This window comes from Paenibacillus terrae HPL-003, from assembly GCF_000235585.1.
GTDB lineage: Bacteria > Bacillota > Bacilli > Paenibacillales > Paenibacillaceae > Paenibacillus > Paenibacillus terrae_B.
Window position 1 is genome coordinate 2,010,803 of record NC_016641.1, and the last position, 17,923, is coordinate 2,028,725.

The 17,923-nt window shown below is 49.8% G+C and carries 12 protein-coding genes; 6 read left to right on the forward strand and 6 right to left on the reverse strand.

Annotated elements, in window-relative coordinates; translation table 11 throughout:
• Positions 1 to 131: 131 nt before the first annotated feature.
• From HPL003_RS09185 to HPL003_RS09195, 3 genes are all read left to right on the forward strand, one after another.
• The gene (locus HPL003_RS09185) at positions 132 to 1,979 is read left to right on the forward strand and encodes an HSP90 family protein (protein ID WP_014279357.1); all 1,848 of its coding nucleotides are present in this window, start codon (positions 132 to 134) and stop codon (positions 1,977 to 1,979) included.
• A 26-nt stretch (positions 1,980 to 2,005) separates the two neighbouring features.
• A complete protein-coding gene (locus tag HPL003_RS09190) occupies positions 2,006 to 3,067 on the forward strand; it encodes a hypothetical protein (protein ID WP_014279358.1) in 1,062 nt (353 codons plus the stop codon).
• A gap of 86 nt (positions 3,068 to 3,153) precedes the next feature.
• Positions 3,154 to 3,900, forward strand: coding sequence for a glycerophosphodiester phosphodiesterase (locus tag HPL003_RS09195; protein ID WP_014279359.1), 747 nt, complete (start codon positions 3,154 to 3,156; stop codon positions 3,898 to 3,900).
• Positions 3,901 to 4,024: 124 nt separating this feature from the next.
• Here the strand turns inward: HPL003_RS09195 and HPL003_RS09200 are convergent, their stop codons facing one another.
• The 5 genes from HPL003_RS09200 to HPL003_RS09220 form a co-directional block, all read right to left on the reverse strand.
• Positions 4,025 to 4,852, reverse strand: a complete 828-nt coding sequence (locus tag HPL003_RS09200; RefSeq protein WP_014279360.1) for a class I SAM-dependent methyltransferase — start codon at positions 4,850 to 4,852, stop codon at positions 4,025 to 4,027.
• Between the two features lie 174 nt (positions 4,853 to 5,026).
• Complete coding sequence (galU, locus tag HPL003_RS09205; RefSeq protein WP_014279361.1) at positions 5,027 to 5,902, reverse strand: UTP--glucose-1-phosphate uridylyltransferase GalU; 876 nt, start codon at positions 5,900 to 5,902, stop codon at positions 5,027 to 5,029.
• On the reverse strand, positions 5,899 to 6,321 hold the full coding sequence (locus HPL003_RS09210; RefSeq protein WP_014279362.1) for a GtrA family protein: 423 nt from the start codon (positions 6,319 to 6,321) through the stop codon (positions 5,899 to 5,901). The genes galU and HPL003_RS09210 overlap by 4 nt, the downstream gene beginning before the upstream one ends.
• A 3-nt stretch (positions 6,322 to 6,324) precedes the next feature.
• Positions 6,325 to 7,416, reverse strand: a complete 1,092-nt coding sequence (locus HPL003_RS09215; protein WP_014279363.1) for a glycosyltransferase family 2 protein — start codon at positions 7,414 to 7,416, stop codon at positions 6,325 to 6,327.
• 17 nt (positions 7,417 to 7,433) lie between these two features.
• Positions 7,434 to 9,734 carry a glycosyltransferase family 39 protein gene (locus HPL003_RS09220; RefSeq protein ID WP_014279364.1) on the reverse strand — a complete coding sequence of 767 codons (2,301 nt, stop codon included), beginning with the start codon at positions 9,732 to 9,734 and terminating at the stop codon, positions 7,434 to 7,436.
• Between the two features lie 289 nt (positions 9,735 to 10,023).
• Between HPL003_RS09220 and HPL003_RS09225 the strand changes: the two genes are divergently transcribed.
• Both HPL003_RS09225 and HPL003_RS09230 read left to right on the forward strand, forming a co-directional pair.
• Positions 10,024 to 10,710, forward strand: a complete 687-nt coding sequence (locus HPL003_RS09225) for a response regulator transcription factor (protein ID WP_014279365.1) — start codon at positions 10,024 to 10,026, stop codon at positions 10,708 to 10,710.
• Complete coding sequence (locus HPL003_RS09230; protein WP_014279366.1) at positions 10,707 to 12,197, forward strand: sensor histidine kinase; 1,491 nt, start codon at positions 10,707 to 10,709, stop codon at positions 12,195 to 12,197. Before HPL003_RS09225 ends, HPL003_RS09230 begins: the two co-directional genes overlap by 4 nt.
• 60 nt (positions 12,198 to 12,257) lie before the next feature.
• Here the strand turns inward: HPL003_RS09230 and HPL003_RS09235 are convergent, their stop codons facing one another.
• Entirely contained in the window at positions 12,258 to 16,550 is a 4,293-nt protein-coding gene (locus tag HPL003_RS09235) for a S8 family serine peptidase (protein WP_014279367.1), read from the reverse strand.
• Between the two features lie 361 nt (positions 16,551 to 16,911).
• Between HPL003_RS09235 and HPL003_RS09240 the strand changes: the two genes are divergently transcribed.
• Complete coding sequence (locus tag HPL003_RS09240; RefSeq protein ID WP_274378195.1) at positions 16,912 to 17,847, forward strand: manganese-dependent inorganic pyrophosphatase; 936 nt, start codon at positions 16,912 to 16,914, stop codon at positions 17,845 to 17,847.
• The last annotated feature ends 76 nt before the right edge of the window (positions 17,848 to 17,923 follow it).

Genomic DNA, 17,923 nt, shown 5'->3' on the forward strand with positions numbered 1-17,923 from the left:
TATAGCATTGTCAACGTATTGATATCGGAAATGCAGGTGTGCAATCCGTCTGTAATCCACGCTATAATTCACATGATGGTTTATTCAAAAGCCAAGGATTTCCGTAGCATTTATAGAAAGGAATGATCTGTATGAGTCAAACGGACGAATATCGTTTTCAGGTGAACTTGGGCGGTATGATTGATATTTTGGCCAATCATTTATATAGCAGTCCACGCGTGTTTATACGTGAGGTACTGCAAAATGCAACAGACGCAATTACGGCTCGCAAGGAGCTAGGGGAGACTGCTGCTGAAAGTAAAAGCTTTGAAGGTAAAGTGACCGTGGAGTTATCCGGTTCCGGTGAGCAGCAGGTTTTGATGATTCAGGATAACGGCATTGGACTGACAGAAGAGGATATTCACCGCTTTCTGTCGATCATTGGCCAGTCTTCGAAGAAGGGGACGGATTTACTGGCCTCGGAGACATCATTTATCGGACGATTTGGAATCGGGTTGCTGTCTTGCTTTATGGTGAGCGACGAAATTGTGGTGCTGACGCGCTCGGTACAGGAAGGCGTCTCCATGGAATGGAGAGGAAAACCGGACGGAACGTATACGATCCGTCGATTGGAAACTGAGTTGCCTGTAGGCACGCAAATTTATTTGCGCTGCAAGCCGGGGAGCGAGTTTTATTATGAGCCAGCGCAGGTGGAGGAGTCTCTATTCTATTATGGGGCGTTGCTGCCGTATCCGGTCATGCTGTCTGTAGATGGGGGGACCAAGCGCGTCAATCTTCCATCTACCAGTTGGATGCAGGACCCGGAACAATTGCGCAGTCGTCGCAGTGAGGTGCTGGACTTGGGCTATCGCCTGATGGGTGAGCGCTTTGGCGATTTTATTCCACTGCGGACGGCATCAGGCAGAACAGGCGGGATTGCATTCATTTTGCCGCGTAGTATTAATCTCAACAGCAAGCGGCTGCATCGGGTGTATCTGAAGCATATGCTGGTGTCCGACAAAGCAGAAAATGTATTGCCGGAGTGGGCTTTTTTCATTAAAAGTCTGATCTGGACAGATGAATTGCAGCCGACGGCATCACGTGAGTATTTTTATGAAAATGAGCAGCTTGATGGTGTTCGCTCTGAACTGGGAACCTGTATTCGGCAAGAGCTGCTACGCATGGCGGAGTATGAGCCAGACCGCTTGCAGCATTGGATTCGTTTGCATGAGCTTTCCATGAAGGCGCTCGCGGTGGAGGATGATGAATTTCTGCGGATTATGCACCGCTGGTTTTCCTTTGAAAGTACATTTGGGCGGCGGGAGCTGAGTGAATTGATCCGCGAGGCGGGTGGGCGTCCGCTCCATTACACATCGACGGTTGATGAGTATCGTCAGATTACCCATGTGGCGGCGGCGCAATCCATGCTGGTGATCAATGGCGGCTATATTTACGATACGGAAATTTTGGAAAAGCTGCATTGGATCGACCCTGCCCTGCAAACCGAGCGGCTTAGTCCTGAGGATGTATCCATGTCGTTTACCGGATTGACGCAGGAAGAACGAGAGCAGTATTACAGCGTGCTGCGCGTCATGGATGTTGCTTTGCAACCGATGCGCTGCCGCACTGAATTGAAGCGTTTTGAGCCTGCTAGCTTGCCTGTGCTGTATACCATTTCGCAGGATGCGCTAACCTTGCGCTCCATGGAAAACACTGTCGAAGAAACAACCGCACTTTTTTCTAATGTACTCGATAGTCTGAAAGCGGGGGTTCAGCAGAATGCGGGCTACTCAACCTTATATTTTAATCTAAACAATCCGGTGGTGGCGCGTATTTTGGAGGCTACCGATACACTGATGATTACGGCTGCAACGGAAATGATGTATGTGAATGCACTTATGATGGGCCATTATCCGATGAATCGGAGTGAGCTGGGGCTGATGAATCGGAGTGTGCTGCATTTTATCAATTGGGGATTGGGGAACGGACAAAATACGTAATTGCGTAATTACAGGAGGCTAGCCGAATGGAAGATACGATATATGATTTGATGGAACAGGCGCAGGATCTGCCCGGAGGGGCGGCCAAGCTGGCGATTTTGGAGGAAGCGGCCCGCTTGGCGGATGCTTCCGGGTTGAAGGAACTCGCCTACGAAGTCCGGGGAGAGATTGTGGACTGCGCTATTTTTAATGGATATCCGTTGAAGGCGCTGATCGCTTTTTCGTGGCAACTGGGTCAATTTGATCAAAAACCCGACGAATATGATGAGCAAGAGTTGTTGTGGACTTACAAATGGATTCTCGGCAAGGTGTGCAGCTTTCCCAATATACCGAAAGCCCAGGTGGAGAATCTTGTGGAGGATATGCGCAAACGTTATGCCGAATACGGGTATAATGAGCGTCCGTATCACTACTATAAGTTTCGTATCGCGATGGATATGGGGAGACTGGATGAAGCACGCCAGTATCTGGATACCTTTCGTACGATTGAACGGGATAGCATGAGTGATTGTGAAGCCTGCGAGCAGAGCCAGATCGTGCGGTTTTACTATTTGACCGGAGAGGACGAGCAGGCGCTTGCCGTGGCCAAACCGATTTTGTCGGGACGGATGACATGTGCGGAAGTACCGCATGTGACGCTCTCACAGGTGCTATTGCCGCTTTATCGTCAAGGGGAAGCAGACAAGGCGAAGGATCATCATCGTAATGGGTATCGCCTGGTTCGGGATGATCGTGATTTTCTGAAAACCATAGCGGAGCATATCGAGTATTTGGCGGTTGCGGACCCGGTTAAGGGAATTGAAGTGGTAGAGCGTCATTTGCATATGGCGCTGGATTATGAGAGCGGGCTGGAGCAAATGTATTTTTACGCGGCAATGGTAGGTCTGCTGCAAAGGCTGGACACTTCGGGGAAAAGTCGATTGGTTCGGCTGCCTGCTTCTTTGGAGTGGGGCAAAGAGGAGCGTACGTTGACAGAAATTATTGCATATTTCAGACCACTGGCAGAGTCGGCGGCAGCGGCGTTTGATCGACGGAACGGGAATACGTTTTATACCAATTGGATTGGGGAAATTGTTCAAACGCCATAGAAGAAGGGGCACCAGAATGAACATTTTATACAGCCCAAACAATGATCAGGTATAATGTCCTGTGAAATGACAGGAGGGGTTATGTTGTGACTGTAACCGGGAAAGTTATTAATTTTGCACATCGCGGTGCCTCGGGTGTATGCCCTGAAAATACGATGGCGGCGTTTCGCCACGCTTTGGAGCTGGGGGCCACCGGCATAGAGACGGATGTGCAGCGTACCCGGGATGGGCATTTGGTGCTCATTCACGATGAATCGCTGGAACGCACGACAGGTTCCACGCTGGATGTACGTGATATTACGCTGGAAGAACTGAATGGGTTAGATGCAGGCGGCTGGTTTGATGAGAAATTCCGGGGTGAGCGGGTGCCGTTGCTGGATGAGCTGCTGGAGCTGGCGCAGGCTTCCGATGCAATCATTAATCTGGAATTAAAAAATAGTATTTACCTCTATCCTGGTATGGAGGAAGAGGTGATTGCTGCTGTACGACGTTTCAGCTTAGAGGAGCGGGTGATTATCTCCAGCTTCAATCATGAATCACTGGCGCTCTGTGCGCAATTGGCCCCTGAGATCAAGACGGGAGCGCTGTATATTGAGATTATGGTACGTCCATCGGAGTATGCCAGACAATTCGGGGCCACAGCACTGCATGCTTACAAGCATTCCGTCACACCAGAAGGGGTATCTGAGGCACTGGCAGCGGGTATGGTCTACCATCCGTGGACAGTAAATGAGCCGGAAGAAATGCAGCGATTACTGGAGGACGGGGTGAGCGGCATCATCACGGACTACCCTGATCGGTTGGCGCACCTATTGGCTGTCCGCTCTTCCTAAGCCGAAGGCAGAGCGGAACTGCAGTGAAAAGACTCTCCTGTAAGCACTCGTTTTTACGAGGCGAAGGAGAGTCTTTTTTGGGCTTGAGCCCAAGAACATGTCAACAGGATGATCTTGTTCCTTTCTATTTGACGCCGAGCCGCATACGATAGCTGAACAGGATATTCAATGTTCTGTCCTGAAAATGATCTTCTACGAGCTTCACAAAGCGGGCCAAATCTTCATCAAGCGCTCGATTGCCGAGTTTGAATAGCGTTTGTATACCGCCTTGACTAAGAACAAGCCCTATATAACGAGCTGCGTCACACTGCTCATGGTTATGGAAGACAATCTCCTGAGTATATCGGAATTGTCCGCTGCTGCGCAGATTAGCCAGATGCTGATCCTTGCTCCATTTATGGGCTTGCTGCTCTACAGGTGCTTCCCGCTTCAAAATTTCATCTGCTTCGGCGATTAGCTGTGCATAAGCTTGTTCTATCTCCCATTGCAGCACCGGAGGCCAATCGCAGTCAAAGGCGGCGAATACCCCGCCTTGAGCCAGGACTCTGCCCGCTTCCCTGAGCGTGCTGACAGGGTCCATCCAGTGAAAGGATTGAGAGCAGGTGATGACGTCTACAGTTCCATCCTCAAAGGGCAGGTTGTTGGAGAACCCGCTTTTGAAGGAGATGCTGTCTGCCGTTGTCGCTCCTGCTGTCTCTAGCTTACGTTGCGCTTTTCCTCTCATGTCCGGGTTGGGTTCAATGCCGACAATTTGCCGGGCCGCGTCTTTCCAAATGAAAGTTGAAAGCCCTGTCCCACAGCCAATATCAGCCACAAGCTCCACTTTTCGTTCCAGATAACGGGTAATGATCTCGACAACGAGCGACGGTGCTTCTGGCCGGTGTTGGTCGTAGTCATCGGCAAAGCCGTTGAAACGGTCTACATTACTTTGTAAATTCCCCTCAGGTATCATATAGACTTTTTCCTCCCTGATTTCGGCGGACAGCCGAGCCTATTCCCATGGCACTGTACTTTTACATTGTACAGGTTTATGTGTTTATCCTTCCACTCTCGTGGTTTCACAACATGGATTGGATATTAGAATATGCACAGAAGGAGGAAATAGGTCGGAATTCTTTTTCTAATCTTATCTGGATGCCAGCGCCCACTCGTGCATTATGGAGTCAAGCATTGGACGAAGCTCCTCACGTTGCATACCCATGTGAAGCACAGCTTCCAGGTATCCGGCCTTATCACCAATGTCGTATCGCGTGCCTTCCAGCTCGAGCGCCAGCAGTTGATTTTGCAATGCCACCTGATGAAGGGCGTCAGTCAGTTGATATTCGCCGCCCGCCCCAGTGGACAGATTCTCCAATATTGAGAAAATGGAAGGCTCCAATACATAGCGCCCAATGACCGCCTGCCGTGAAGGGGCTTTTGCAGGGGATGGTTTTTCAACAAGTCCGCCGACTTCATGAATAAGACCCTTCTGATGGATGGAGTCAATAATGCCGTATTTACTTACATCCTGCTCTTCCACTGTGCGTACGCCGACCACTTGCTTGCCAGTCGCTTCGTAGACATCCATCATTTGGCGAATCGCCGGAGTGGAGGAATCCATAATATCATCGCCCAGCAACACAGCGAATGGCTCGTCACCAATAAACTGACGGGCACAACGTACCGCATGTCCTAAACCGAGGGGTTCTTTTTGGCGGATATAGTGAATGACCGCCTTACCCCCGATGCTTTGAACCTCACGCAGAAGATCATACTTGCCTTTGCTCTCCAGCACTTGTTCCAATTCCACGGACTTGTCAAAGTGATCCTCGATAGCTTTTTTATTACGTCCGGTCACGATAATGATGCTTTCAATCCCGGATTTGATAGCCTCTTCAACAATATATTGAATAGCTGGCTTGTCGACAATCGGAAGCATTTCTTTAGGTAAAGCTTTAGTAGCGGGTAAAAAACGAGTTCCTAATCCGGCGGCTGGAATAACGGCTTTTGTAATTTTTCTCATAGAGATTCACTTTCCTTTCGGGATGGGGAACCGAATACCCAGTATCGGCTCCCGATATAATTGATGACCATTCCGACTGCGGTGGCGATCAGCTTGCATACGGCAAGCGGTAGTACGGTTCCACTGTGAAGCATTTGCAATAATAAGGAGGTCAGTCCCAATACGATCAGGTTGATGACGATAAATTTAGGCAATTGACGTTTGTGAGTATCGGGTGCTGGTTGTTTGTTGAATGTCCATTTGCTGTTCAAAATGTAACTGTTGGCAGTGCCGCAGCTGTATGAAATGATCTGCGACAACACAACTGGAACTCCGGCCCAAGCCAGCAGCATGAAAATGATATAATCTACGCCCGTATTCACCAGTCCTACCATGCCAAAACGGATCATAGGGAGTAGCTGGGCCATGCGGCTTTTCATAGGTTACGCTCCGTGACCGGATTTAGGTCTGGTATATACCGCGCTGTTGCCGCGTACTGTGCGGCTGGCGGATATTAGGCTGTCACGGGAACCTTGCATGTACAGGGATTCACGTTGTTCAGGGGCCTTCATGGCATGGGTAGGGCCGTTTTCGTATTGTCCACCCAGATGTTCGCGAACAATGTAGAGCGGGCGGGCTTTGGTTTCGTCATAAATCCGTCCAACATATTCACCCATAATACCGAGAATGATCAGGATCACTCCGTCAAAAATCAGGCTGATGCTAATCATGGACGACCAGCCCTTCATGACATAGGAATCGGTGAAAAAGTTGAGAAACAATACGTACATCAGATACAGGAAGCCGGACATGGACAGGAGTGCGCCGATATAACCTGCCAGCTTGAGCGGTTTAATGGAAAAGGATGTGATTCCGTCCAGACTGAGCTTGATCATGCGTTTCAGCGGATACTTGGTTTCACCCGCGAGCCGCTCATCGCGCTCATATTCAACAGCCGTCTGCTTGAAGCCGATCCAGCTAACGAGTCCACGGACAAACCGATTATTTTCCGGCAGCCGTTTCAATTCGTCTATTACCTTGCGATCCATCAGGCGGAAATCGCCAGTGTCTACCGGGATATTAATATCCGTCGATGCTTTCAGTACACGGTAGAAGAGGCTGGCAGACCACTTTTTGAAGCGAGTTTCGCCATTGCGTTTCAGCCGTTTGGCGTAGACTACCTCATAGCCTTCCTTCCACTTATTGGCCATCTCTACGATCAGTTCAGGCGGGTCCTGGAGGTCGGCGTCAATAACGACGACCGCCTCTCCCACCGCATAATCCATCCCGGCGGTAATTGCTAGCTGATGACCGAAATTACGGGAGAAATCAATCAATACTATGGTATCGTCTCTGAGACTGAATTCCTTGATCAACTGGACGCTGCGGTCCGAACTGCCGTCATTTACGAATATCAGCTCGTAGGGCTCGCCCATCGAGCCCATGACTTGCTTCAGCCGCCGATAGGTTTCGGTAATGACGGCTTCCTCGTTGTACATCGGAATAACTATGGAATAACGGATTTGTTCACTCATCAGTAGTTCCTCCTCGTTTATAATGTGATTTCGTATAAAGTACCGCTTCCGCCACGTTCGTCTCCGCCAGGTCCACCTTGACCATCCTGAGCGTTCGAGTTGCTGTTCGTGATGTCGCTTCCGCTGTCGGATGCTTTGGCACTGGTACTGGTTTCGCCAGTTGTTGTTTTCCATTCGTCTGTAGGAATCACTTTGCCATGCTCTTTGATCCATGCAGTGACTTCGGAGTTACCGCTATCCGGTCCACCGCCGCCTCCACCGTTGATCATGAAGTATTTCACCTGACCGCTTTCCACCAGCGCTTTGATCTTATCGACGGTATACACCGGATCGGAGGATACAAAGCCGTTCATAATAATCACTTTTTGTCCTGCTTCAATCATGTAAGGAGCGGCTGTTGAATAATTGCTTGCTGCGAAAAGGTAGGTTTCACCTGTGTTATGCTTTTGCAAATAGTTCAACGTTTTTTGGTCTAGGCTTTGGCTACCGTTTGGTCCACCCATTCCTCTGGAGCGGGTAGAAGATCTCTGTTCCCTGTCTCTGCTTGTTCCTGTGCTTGAAGTATTACCATCAGAGCTGGATTGCTCTGCATTGTTGGTTTGGCCTCGGTTGCCAAAATTACCTCCTGGCATTCCGCCACCGCCTCCACCGCCGCCAAATTGAGAAGGTCCAGCTTGTGGAATCATGCTGTTCCCTCCGTAGGTGATCGGTGTCAATGCCCAGTACACAGGGCCGATAAACATAGCGAGTACACTTGCAATGATGGCATATCTCGTGAACTTCTCCGATTCCAATCGTGCTACTACCAGAAGCGCCGTGCCGATGATCCCCAGGATCAATACGGCGATGGACCAGCCACTGCCAATGGTGTCGTTGTAATTTTGCAGGACAAACCAGCTAAATACCGAGGTTGCCAGTACCGCTGCGGGTAACAGCCAGGAGAGCCAGCCGGAACGCTCACGATATTGCTCCCATAATTCCACGAATCCGGCTCCGAAGAGCGCTGCAATTGGTGGTGCGAGCATAATCAGGTAATAATGATGGAAGAAACCGGCTACGCTGAAAAATGCAGCTACGGGAATCAGCCAGGCCAGCCAGAAGATGACCTCTTTGTGTTTTTGCGTGATATTACGGCGTCGAATGCCTGCAAGCAAACCGATTGAAGCAATCAATGCGAATGGAAGCAGCCAGCTGGCTTGACCTGACAGGGCAGATTGGAACAACCGTAAAGGTCCCTTTTCACCCGTGCCGAACATGCCACCACCGGAATTTCCACCCGGTCCACCACCCGGTCCACCCTGACCACCGCCTTGATCGTTGCCTCCAAATCCGCCCGGTGGCATTTGGCCACCTGTACCGGATCCACCTGGTGCCATGTTATGGGTAGCAGCGTCGCCAGTTGCTGTAGTAGCGTCCGATGATGCAGCGGTCTGAGCTTGATCGGAGTTTGTATTGCTATTATTCGTTGAAGCGTTTTGTTTCCACTCCGAGCGTTGACCGCCACCAGTGCCGCCGCCTGTTCCCCGATCTCCTGTTAGACGGGACAGACCGTTATAGCCAAAGGCCAGATTTAGTACGGAGTTCGTACCGCTGCTTCCCATATAAGGGCGTTGGTCTGCCGGAGTGGAGTCGACCACAACTGCCCAAGAGAGCGACACGGCCATGAGAACGACTGCCGATGCTGCCAGTGTTATCGCTTTTCGCTTCCAGTTAAACTTGGAGGCCAGCAGGTAGAAGAGTCCCAAAGCGGGAACAATCATATAGGCTTGAAGCATTTTTTCGTTAAAGGCGATACCTACGACTGCGAAAGCCCAGAGGATCGGTCCCATTTTGTGGTTTCTAATGCCTCTGAACAGCAACCATGTGGCGAGCAGCAGTGTGAAAACCAGCATCGCGTCGATGTTATTGGTGCGGCTGACCGCTACTGCAATTGGTGTCGTTGCCATGGCGAAGGCGGCCAATCGAGCGGCCATCGTACCGAAGCTCGGTTTCACGAGCAGGTAAACGAGCAGTACCGATCCGACTTGCGCCAGCGCTTGCGGCAGAATAACGCTCCAGCCGTGAAGCCCGAATATATAGGCGCTCGCGGTCTGAATCCAGAACACGACAGGCGGTTTGTCTACCGTTACCGATCCGGCAGAATCAAGTGAGGCGAAGAAGAAGTTGTGAAAGTTCTCTAGCATGCTTGCTACGGCCGTCGTGTAGTAGGTGTTAACATATTTGTCTTGCCAGATGTTGTATCCGTTCAAAATGGCGGATATCAGCATAATGATGATGAGGGGGACGTCCGCCCTGTTCTTGAACCATTTCTTAATCATGTACATTCCACTCCCTGTGAAAATTCTTTGTATTTATTCCGTTGTTCTAGCCGCTATCTTCAGGACTGTGGAATGATCAGCCACTTCCGATCTTGGGCCCGGTGAACTACCGGCTTGCTATTATCATGCCTGACGTAGCTGAAATGGTTATGAGCGCTCCCTGAATGTTAGCTGAAAGCTGGATAGGGATGCTTTTTTTATGTAAATATTCAGGTATATTAGATACAAGTGAAAATGAATCGATCTTTTATTAAGAAAAAAAGTGGGGTCATGAAAGGGAAGATAAGCGATGAATCCGATACACGGGGTTAAAATTATGCTAGCGGACGATGAGCCGCACATTTTGCAATTTTTGGAGCTTGGGCTGATTAATGAAGGCTATGAGGTCAAAACAGCTGAGAACGGCAGTGATGCACTGGATTTAGCAAAAGAATTTCGCCCGCATGTTGCGGTGCTGGATGTTATGATGCCTGAAATGAATGGCTTTGAGGTATGTCAAAGTCTCAAGGAGACAGAGGATAACATTGCAGTCATTATGCTGACAGCCAAGGATGATGTGGATGATCGGGTAAAAGGATTAAAACTGGGCGCGGACGATTATGTCGTGAAGCCCTTTAGTTTTAATGAACTGCTGGCCCGGATTGAAGCGCGTCTGCGCAATCAGTTTCCCGATCTGCTCGGAGAAGTGGTTCACGGACCCTTTCAGGTGGATGATCGACGAAAGGAAATTCGCTACCAAAATCAGGTACTGGAGCTGTCGCCTACCGAATATGAACTATTGAAGTTTTTGGTGTTGAATCACGGGATTGTCCTTAGTAAAAGTCGAATCCTGGATCGAGTGTGGGGGTATGATTTTGGGGGCGAGGACAATATTGTCGAGGTGTATATTCGCTCCTTACGTGAAAAGCTCAAAGACAAGGAGCATCGGGTCATTCGTACGCTGCGTGGTGTTGGGTACCGGGTGGACTTGCTATGAAGGCGGCGGGGAAAAGCCGGAGAAGAACTGCGCTCCGTTCTCTCCGCTCCCAGCTTTTGGCCAGAACGTTACTTATTGTGGCGCTGCTGCTCGTCTTGATCGGATTTTTACAATATTTCCTGATGAAAGATTTTCTGTATCGCAGTCGGGCGGATGCGATGGGTACGCAGTTAGGCTCAATTCCTGCCGATTTATTGATTAAAGATTGGCAGGAGAAGAGCGGAAGCTCCACCCCCAAAGAAGGAACCAATCGGAAGGATAACCGACCGAGGCCGTTTCTGTTTTGGCCGGATATGTCGCTTGCTTCCATAGATACAGCTGGAACCTTTACGAGCCAGTCTAACGAAAATGGACTTACGCCACCGAGGCTCACCACTCAGCAGTATATTTCGATGCAGCAAAGCAAGCGCATGCGTTATGGCTATCAATTGCTCACGGATGCCCAAGGGAACGAGCAACTGGTCGTATTCCGTCCGCTCGGTCCTCCTGACCACTCGAATGGGCTGCTTCAAATGGGTGTATCTACAACTTCCATGCATGAGCAGCTGATTAACCAGTTGCGTACCTTCATTTTGCTATCTCTGATTGCACTTGCCATTGGTCTGGCACTCATGCTTCCAGTGCTGCGGCGCACCTTGGTGCCCCTTTCGAGGATGGTTGAGGCGGTCAAACGCATTGATGCGGGTAATCTGGCCGAGCGCTTTGACGCAGAGCAGGGGCAGTATGAGGTGGACCGTTTGGCGGTATCCTTTAACGGGATGCTGGAACGGCTGGAGCATTCTTTTGCTGCCGAGCGTGAGTTGCAGATGCAGATGAGACGGTTTATTGCGGATGCTTCCCATGAACTGCGCACCCCGCTCACGTCAATTCACGGTTTTTTGGAGGTGCTGCTTCGTGGAGCGGCATCTAATCCTAAGCAGCTTCAATCTGCATTGGAGAGTATGTATGGTGAATCCAAGCGGATGAACAAGCTTGTCTCCGATTTATTGTTGCTGGCTAAGCTGGACCGGACGCCCGAATTGAAGCTGGAAGATATGTCGCTGGATACATTGCTGCTGGAAATGAAGCCGCAGCTTCTTATGCTGGCGGGCAAGCGAAGAGTGATTTTTGATATGACGGCGGGTGTGCGAGTGCTTGCTGAGGGGGATAAAATCAAGCAGGTAGTGCTCAATCTGTTCCATAATGCTGTTCAGCATACAGATAGGGAGAGAGGTGTGATCCATGTAAACTTGTCTGCCGGGAAGAAGCTGGCGGATATTCAGATTCGTGATAACGGGCCGGGCATGAGTAAAGAGCAGTTGGAGCGGATTTTTGAACGCTTTTACCGTGGAGATGAGTCACGTACGCGCAGCTCGGGTGGAGCTGGTCTTGGTCTGGCGATTACACAGTCTATTGTGGAAGCACACGGCGGAAAAATCACCGCTGCAAGTACGCCGGGAGAAGGTAGCGTATTCAAGGTCGCGCTGCCGTTAGCGGGGACGGTATAGCATAAAAGCAGCCCCCCGAACCGTGACGTTGTCTATAACGCGGCTCGGGAGGCTGTTGGGTTAGTTAATCAATGCAGCCTTTTGTAAAAGCACATGCAGCACCTTGGCAGATGCCTCACGCGTTGTAGGTGCATTCGGCTGGAAGTAGGAGGAACCTTTGATGGTTTCCCCGTTGATAATACCTGCTGCGCTTACTTTTTCAATGCTATCCTTGGCATAACCTGCAAAAGATGAAGCATCATGATATGGTGTACGCGCAGGACCATCGACAGATGCTTTGATCTGGAGCAGGTCTACTGTCTTGCTCAGCACGACAGCAATTTCCTGACGACTGATGTTGGCATTCGGATCGAACTTGTCGCCGCTGCGACCTGTGATCAACCCGGCCTCATAAGCGGCTGCGACATCGCCGGCATACCAGCTACCTGCTGGAATATCGCCGAATGGTGCGGCAGTACCCGGTGTCAGGCCAAGAGCCCGAGTTACCATTGCAGCAAATTCCGCACGTGTCACGTTCTTCTTCGGTGAGAAGGCCGTGTCTGTGGTGCCGTTGATCAGCAGCTTGTTGGCAAGCGACTGAATCTCGGATTGAGCATACGACGATGAAATATCTTCAAAGCTAACGGGACGAGTCGCCGCTGCATACGTCGAGAAGCCCGGACGGTTTACCTTGACGACTGTAGATCCATCTGCCTGCTTCGTAAAGACGGATGGAACCGGATAGACATTTCCGTTAGCCGTATAGAGAACACCGGCAGTATTGGACTCAATTTGGCCGGGCACGGTAAAGGAGCGGCTAATGAACTGTCCCGGCGCAACCTTAAGTGGTTCGCTCTTGCCGACAGTGACAACATTAGCTTCAAACCCTACAGGGGTGCCAATCACAGTTGAGCCTTTCAGCTTGCTCGTAAATGTGTTGCTTTCCTGTGCCTGGCTGCTAATTACAACTTCAATGCCTGCACCCGCAGGAGCATTTTTCAGTGCGGATATTGGCAAAGCCAGGGAAGATCCTGTGTTGCTCACAATCAGGCTGCTTCCTGCCGCAGCCTTGCCCAGTGTTGTCAGTTGGGCGGAAGTCAGCGCTGCTTTGGTCGTTTGACCCGCTTGGCTGCTGGCCGACAGGACAATGGCTATTGGGCTGGAGCCTGCTGCCGTCACAGTAGCCTGCAAATCTGCATCGGTTACAGTCAGTGACTGTACATTGTTGTTAACCTCAACAGTTGTGGCTACCGCTTTTACCGCCTGTCCTTGCTTCACTACGGATTGAAGTGAAGGTGCAGATGGAGCGACAGGGGTGGATGTGGTGGTTGAAGCGGAAGGTGTAGTATTACTTCTGCCGCCACCTCCACCTGCACTTCCACCTCCGCCATTGCCGGAGGCAGCGCTGTTGTCGACACGAATAGCTTTCATAGCGGTAAAGAATTTCGGCCCGTCAGTATTGGTCACGACTTCGCCTTTTGCGTTTAATTCCGGCGAATTAACCTCCAGCTTATACACACCGTCCTTTAAATGCTGAATAACGGGCTGACCGCTGGCATCCAGGACAGGTTTTCCGTTGGCATCAAATTCGACGTAACTTCCGTCAATGCCCTTAAAGGAGTATGCACCTTGCTTGAGACGAGCGTTAACTCCTTGCTCCGTGGGAGTTGTAATTCCTGTAATAAGACCAATCAACTTGTCATCTATGCCGTATACATAGAGCGCTATTTGGTTCGTTTTATCCGTGGTCAGGCGGAACGCAAGATCTGTTGAGCGTTGAGCACCTGTACGGTTTGGATAAATAATTGGGTTGGTTATACTCAGGTCCTGCAAGCCGAGGCCTGTGGTCGGATTTTCATTGCCGACATGAACGACGAACGGCAGATGCAATGTAGGCAGTCCGGCGCTTTTCAGGATGACTTCTCCTTCATATACACCTGTAGCTGCACCCGAATTTGGCTGTACGGACAGGAAGAACGGTTGGGATTTACCCGCTTCTGCCGAGATTGTCCCATTCGTGCCGACACCTTGCAACTGAACAGCGATGTTGCTCACGGCAGGCGTGGCAACTGGCTTGGCAGGGTCAGAGGTTACATTATCATGCAAAGTGTAGCTGGCTTCATACTGTACGCTATTAGCGGACAGGTTTTTGAGCTGAAGCTGAATTTGCTTCGCATCACTGCCTGGTTTTAACACCCCGAAGCTGGCGGAAGGATTGTAGTTCACGACCTCCTGCCGATTGAAGTTCTTATCGAGAATCGTAATCTTTTCAACAGTTTCCAGCAGGGCTGGTGTCTGAATCGCATTAGCGATGTTTACAAGACCTGCACCTTGGGAATACACATCGTATTGGATATGATTCTCATCGTAAAGCGTATCCGATGTGTTCGCCAGAGCAGCGCGGATATCGAACGGTGTCCAGTTTGGATGCTGTTGCTTCAGCAGTACAGCAAGTCCGGCTACATGCGGAGAAGCCATACTGGTTCCGTTGCTGCGCTTGTAAGCCTGTTTATAAGAGGCATCCGGATAGAACTTGGCGAAGGCAGGATAAGTTGACAAAATGCCGACCCCCGGTGCACTCACATCTGGCTTGATGCTGAGCAGCTCATCGCCGTTCGGCCCACGGGAACTGAATCCAGCAATCGTATTGCCTGTATTATCTGTGCGAATATAATTTTCACCAAAGGAGACAGTGAACTTCTCGCCTGCGCTGTCCACGATTTGTCTAGCCAGCGCGCGACCTTCCTTGCCTTTCATATCAAAGGTTGGAATATAATCAAAGTTGTCGCCCTGGTTAGCGTTTACGTAGCTATCTAGACTCGGAATGGAGTCTGTCAAATCAGCCTGCGTGATGTCAGTCGTTTTTGCTTTCCCGTTAAAAATGATTACGGCTTTTGCGCCGTTCTCTTTTGCATTTGCGATTTTATCGACGAATGCCAGGTTTCCGCGTGAAACGAGGACAATTTTTCCTGCTACATCTTTTCCTTCAAAATCATCAGGCTGTCCCAAATTTGCGTATACAAGTTCATAAGGGGCAGTTCCCAGAATCGAAGCAAAATCCTCATTGCCTGTCTCCCAGCCCATCAGATTAAACCCGTAATGCGCATAAGCATCGGCGGTTACTGTTTTCTTCAATTCACCATTCGCTTCCCAGTAGGAGTCACGGGTAACTGAAGCTGTGCCCGAGAAGCTTTTGCTTGGCGAAGTGGCCGCACCGACGGAAATCGCCAGCTGCGATGTTGCAGGGGAGCCCATTGAATAATAATAATTCCCGTTTTGTGCCGCATTACCGTTTGCAATAACCGCAACTACACCGGAAAGCACAGCATTATTAATAGCAATGGAGTCCGGTGAGTTTGGGTCCTTCTCGGAGTCCGAGCCGAGAGACAGGTTAATCACGTTCATGCCATCCTTAACAGCACGTTCAATACCGTCGATGACCTGTGCGGAGGAACCGGAGGAGCGCCCAGTCTTCGTATTGCGTCCAAGCACCTTATACACGTATAAGTCCGATTTATAGGCAATACCCTTTTGTACAATATCCGCCGTTTTATTAGCGGCCTGGCCGGCAATCGTACCGGATACGTGCGTACCGTGTGTTGTTCCGGCAAAACCTGTGCCGTACGGGTCATTCTCTTTTTCAAGGAAAGGCTCCTCGTAAGGATCGTTGTCCTGCTCAAAAGAGTCATACCCACCTTTGTAAGCTGCTTTCAAATCCGGGTGCTCATAATCGATCCCGGTATCAATAACCCCGACCTTAATTCCTTCGCCTGTCAGACCTTTAGCCCAGGCTTCAGGAACACCAATCTGATCCAGCGGTGCGTTATCATACGTTGCTTCGCTGGCGGTGAGTGTCAGCGGGTCCTGTACGGGGATGGAATAATACGTTTTGTTTTCGTGGATGGATTTTACACCTGGCAGCTTTGCCAGTTCCGGAATTTTATTGGCTGGCAGCGTAATCTCCAAGCCGTTAAGTACCGTATTGTACTGGTAATTCACTTGGAGCGGAATACCGTTCTGTGCTGCTTTGTCTACGAACGTTGTTTGCTCATTGACGATAGCGGATTCCGCTTTTTGCTCGGATCGTGCTGTGAAAGTCTGGTTACCCGACCGTGCCGCATATTGGTCCACGGCTAGTGGCTCACCATCCAGCTGCACGATGACTCTGACCTGCTGGGAGGAAGTGGTACTCAGCTCGGGCGAAATGAACGCCGGGGTTGCTTCGGAAGTCAAAGCTTCCTGTGCTTGTAAAAATGAACTGGTTTGCTGGTCTACGGTAGCAGCAGAACTGATAGACGGTAGAGACAAGCTTACCATCAAGGCAAGAGCGAGTGTTACGACAGGAATTTTTTTCGAAATGATCGGATTTTTCAAAGATTTCCCTCTTTTCAATCAAAATATGATTTGTTTACATACTAGGATTTGAAGTCACTGCCGAAGTTCTCACGCCTCCCTCAAGATTCAAATGAAAGAATTGACCACTGGTGACTAACTTGCCAGTTTTGAGGCATATCTTACCATATTGGTGGGATATATTACTATATGTTTTTTATATTTTTAGAAGAAATAAGGTTAACTTCACGTGCACATTCCATGGAAATGTTATGAATTTAATAGATTATTTTTGAAATCATTCAAAGGGGAATGGGAGAAAACGAGATTTAATGATATAATCTGCATTGGAATTGTTGATATTTTAAGAGGATGTAAAATGCTTAGTGCAAAGGAGTCGATTATGTTGGCAAAAACATTGATTTTCGGGCATAAAAATCCGGATACGGATACGATTTGCTCAGCTATTGCTTATGCAGACTTGAAAACTAAACTGGGTGCGGACGTGGAGCCGGTTCGTCTGGGTGAGGTAAACGGGGAAACGCAGTATGCACTGGATTATTTCAAAGTGAGTGCGCCGCGTCTGGTTAAACAGGTTGCTGAGGAAACAGACAGCGTCATTCTGGTCGATCATAATGAACGCCAGCAAAGCGCGAATGACATTGACAAAGTGCGTGTAACTGAAGTCATTGACCATCACCGGATCGCTAACTTTGAAACAAGCCAGCCGTTGTACTTCCGCGCTGAGCCTGTAGGCTGCACAGCCACGATTTTGAACAAGCTGTACAAGGAAAACGGGATAGCGGTTCCGAAAGAAATCGCAGGTCTGATGCTGTCCGCGATCATTTCCGATTCCCTGTTGTTCAAATCCCCAACCTGCACGGACCAAGACGTAGCTGCTGCTCGTGAACTGGCTGAAATCGCTGGTGTGGATGCAGATAGCTATGGCTTTGACTTGCTGAAAGCAGGAGCTGATCTGAGCGGTCACTCGATTGAACAGCTGGTGAGTCTGGATGCAAAGGAATTCCAGATGAACGGACGCAAAGTGGAAATTGCGCAAGTGAACGCGGTAGACGTGAACGATGTGCTGTCCCGTCAATCTGAGCTGGAAGCAGCGCTGTCCCAAACAATTGCAGCTAAAAATCTGGATCTGTTCCTGTTCGTCGTAACGGATATTGTGAACAGTGATTCCATTGGTATTGCGCTGGGAAGCCAAAAACAAGCAGTCGAAAAGGCCTATAATGTACAGCTTGAAGACAACAAAGCCGTTCTGAAAGGTGTCGTATCCCGCAAATCGCAGATCGTACCTGTACTGACAGACGCTTTTAACAGTCTGTAATTCGGAAGCCGGCTATAATCCGAAAAGAAGCCTCCTGAATCCAGCTACATTAAAGTAGCGGAAGCAGGGGCTTCTT

Coding starts and splice junctions, on each gene's coding strand:
- HPL003_RS09185 (WP_014279357.1), top strand. CDS start 132: ATGAGTCAAACGGACGAATATCGTTTTCAGGTGAACTTGGGCGGTATG.
- HPL003_RS09190 (WP_014279358.1), top strand. CDS start 2,006: ATGGAAGATACGATATATGATTTGATGGAACAGGCGCAGGATCTGCCC.
- HPL003_RS09200 (WP_014279360.1), bottom strand. CDS start 4,852: ATGATACCTGAGGGGAATTTACAAAGTAATGTAGACCGTTTCAACGGC.
- galU (WP_014279361.1), bottom strand. CDS start 5,902: ATGAGAAAAATTACAAAAGCCGTTATTCCAGCCGCCGGATTAGGAACT.
- HPL003_RS09210 (WP_014279362.1), bottom strand. CDS start 6,321: ATGAAAAGCCGCATGGCCCAGCTACTCCCTATGATCCGTTTTGGCATG.
- HPL003_RS09215 (WP_014279363.1), bottom strand. CDS start 7,416: ATGAGTGAACAAATCCGTTATTCCATAGTTATTCCGATGTACAACGAG.
- HPL003_RS09220 (WP_014279364.1), bottom strand. CDS start 9,734: ATGATTAAGAAATGGTTCAAGAACAGGGCGGACGTCCCCCTCATCATC.
- HPL003_RS09225 (WP_014279365.1), top strand. CDS start 10,024: ATGAATCCGATACACGGGGTTAAAATTATGCTAGCGGACGATGAGCCG.
- HPL003_RS09230 (WP_014279366.1), top strand. CDS start 10,707: ATGAAGGCGGCGGGGAAAAGCCGGAGAAGAACTGCGCTCCGTTCTCTC.
- HPL003_RS09240 (WP_274378195.1), top strand. CDS start 16,912: ATGTTGGCAAAAACATTGATTTTCGGGCATAAAAATCCGGATACGGAT.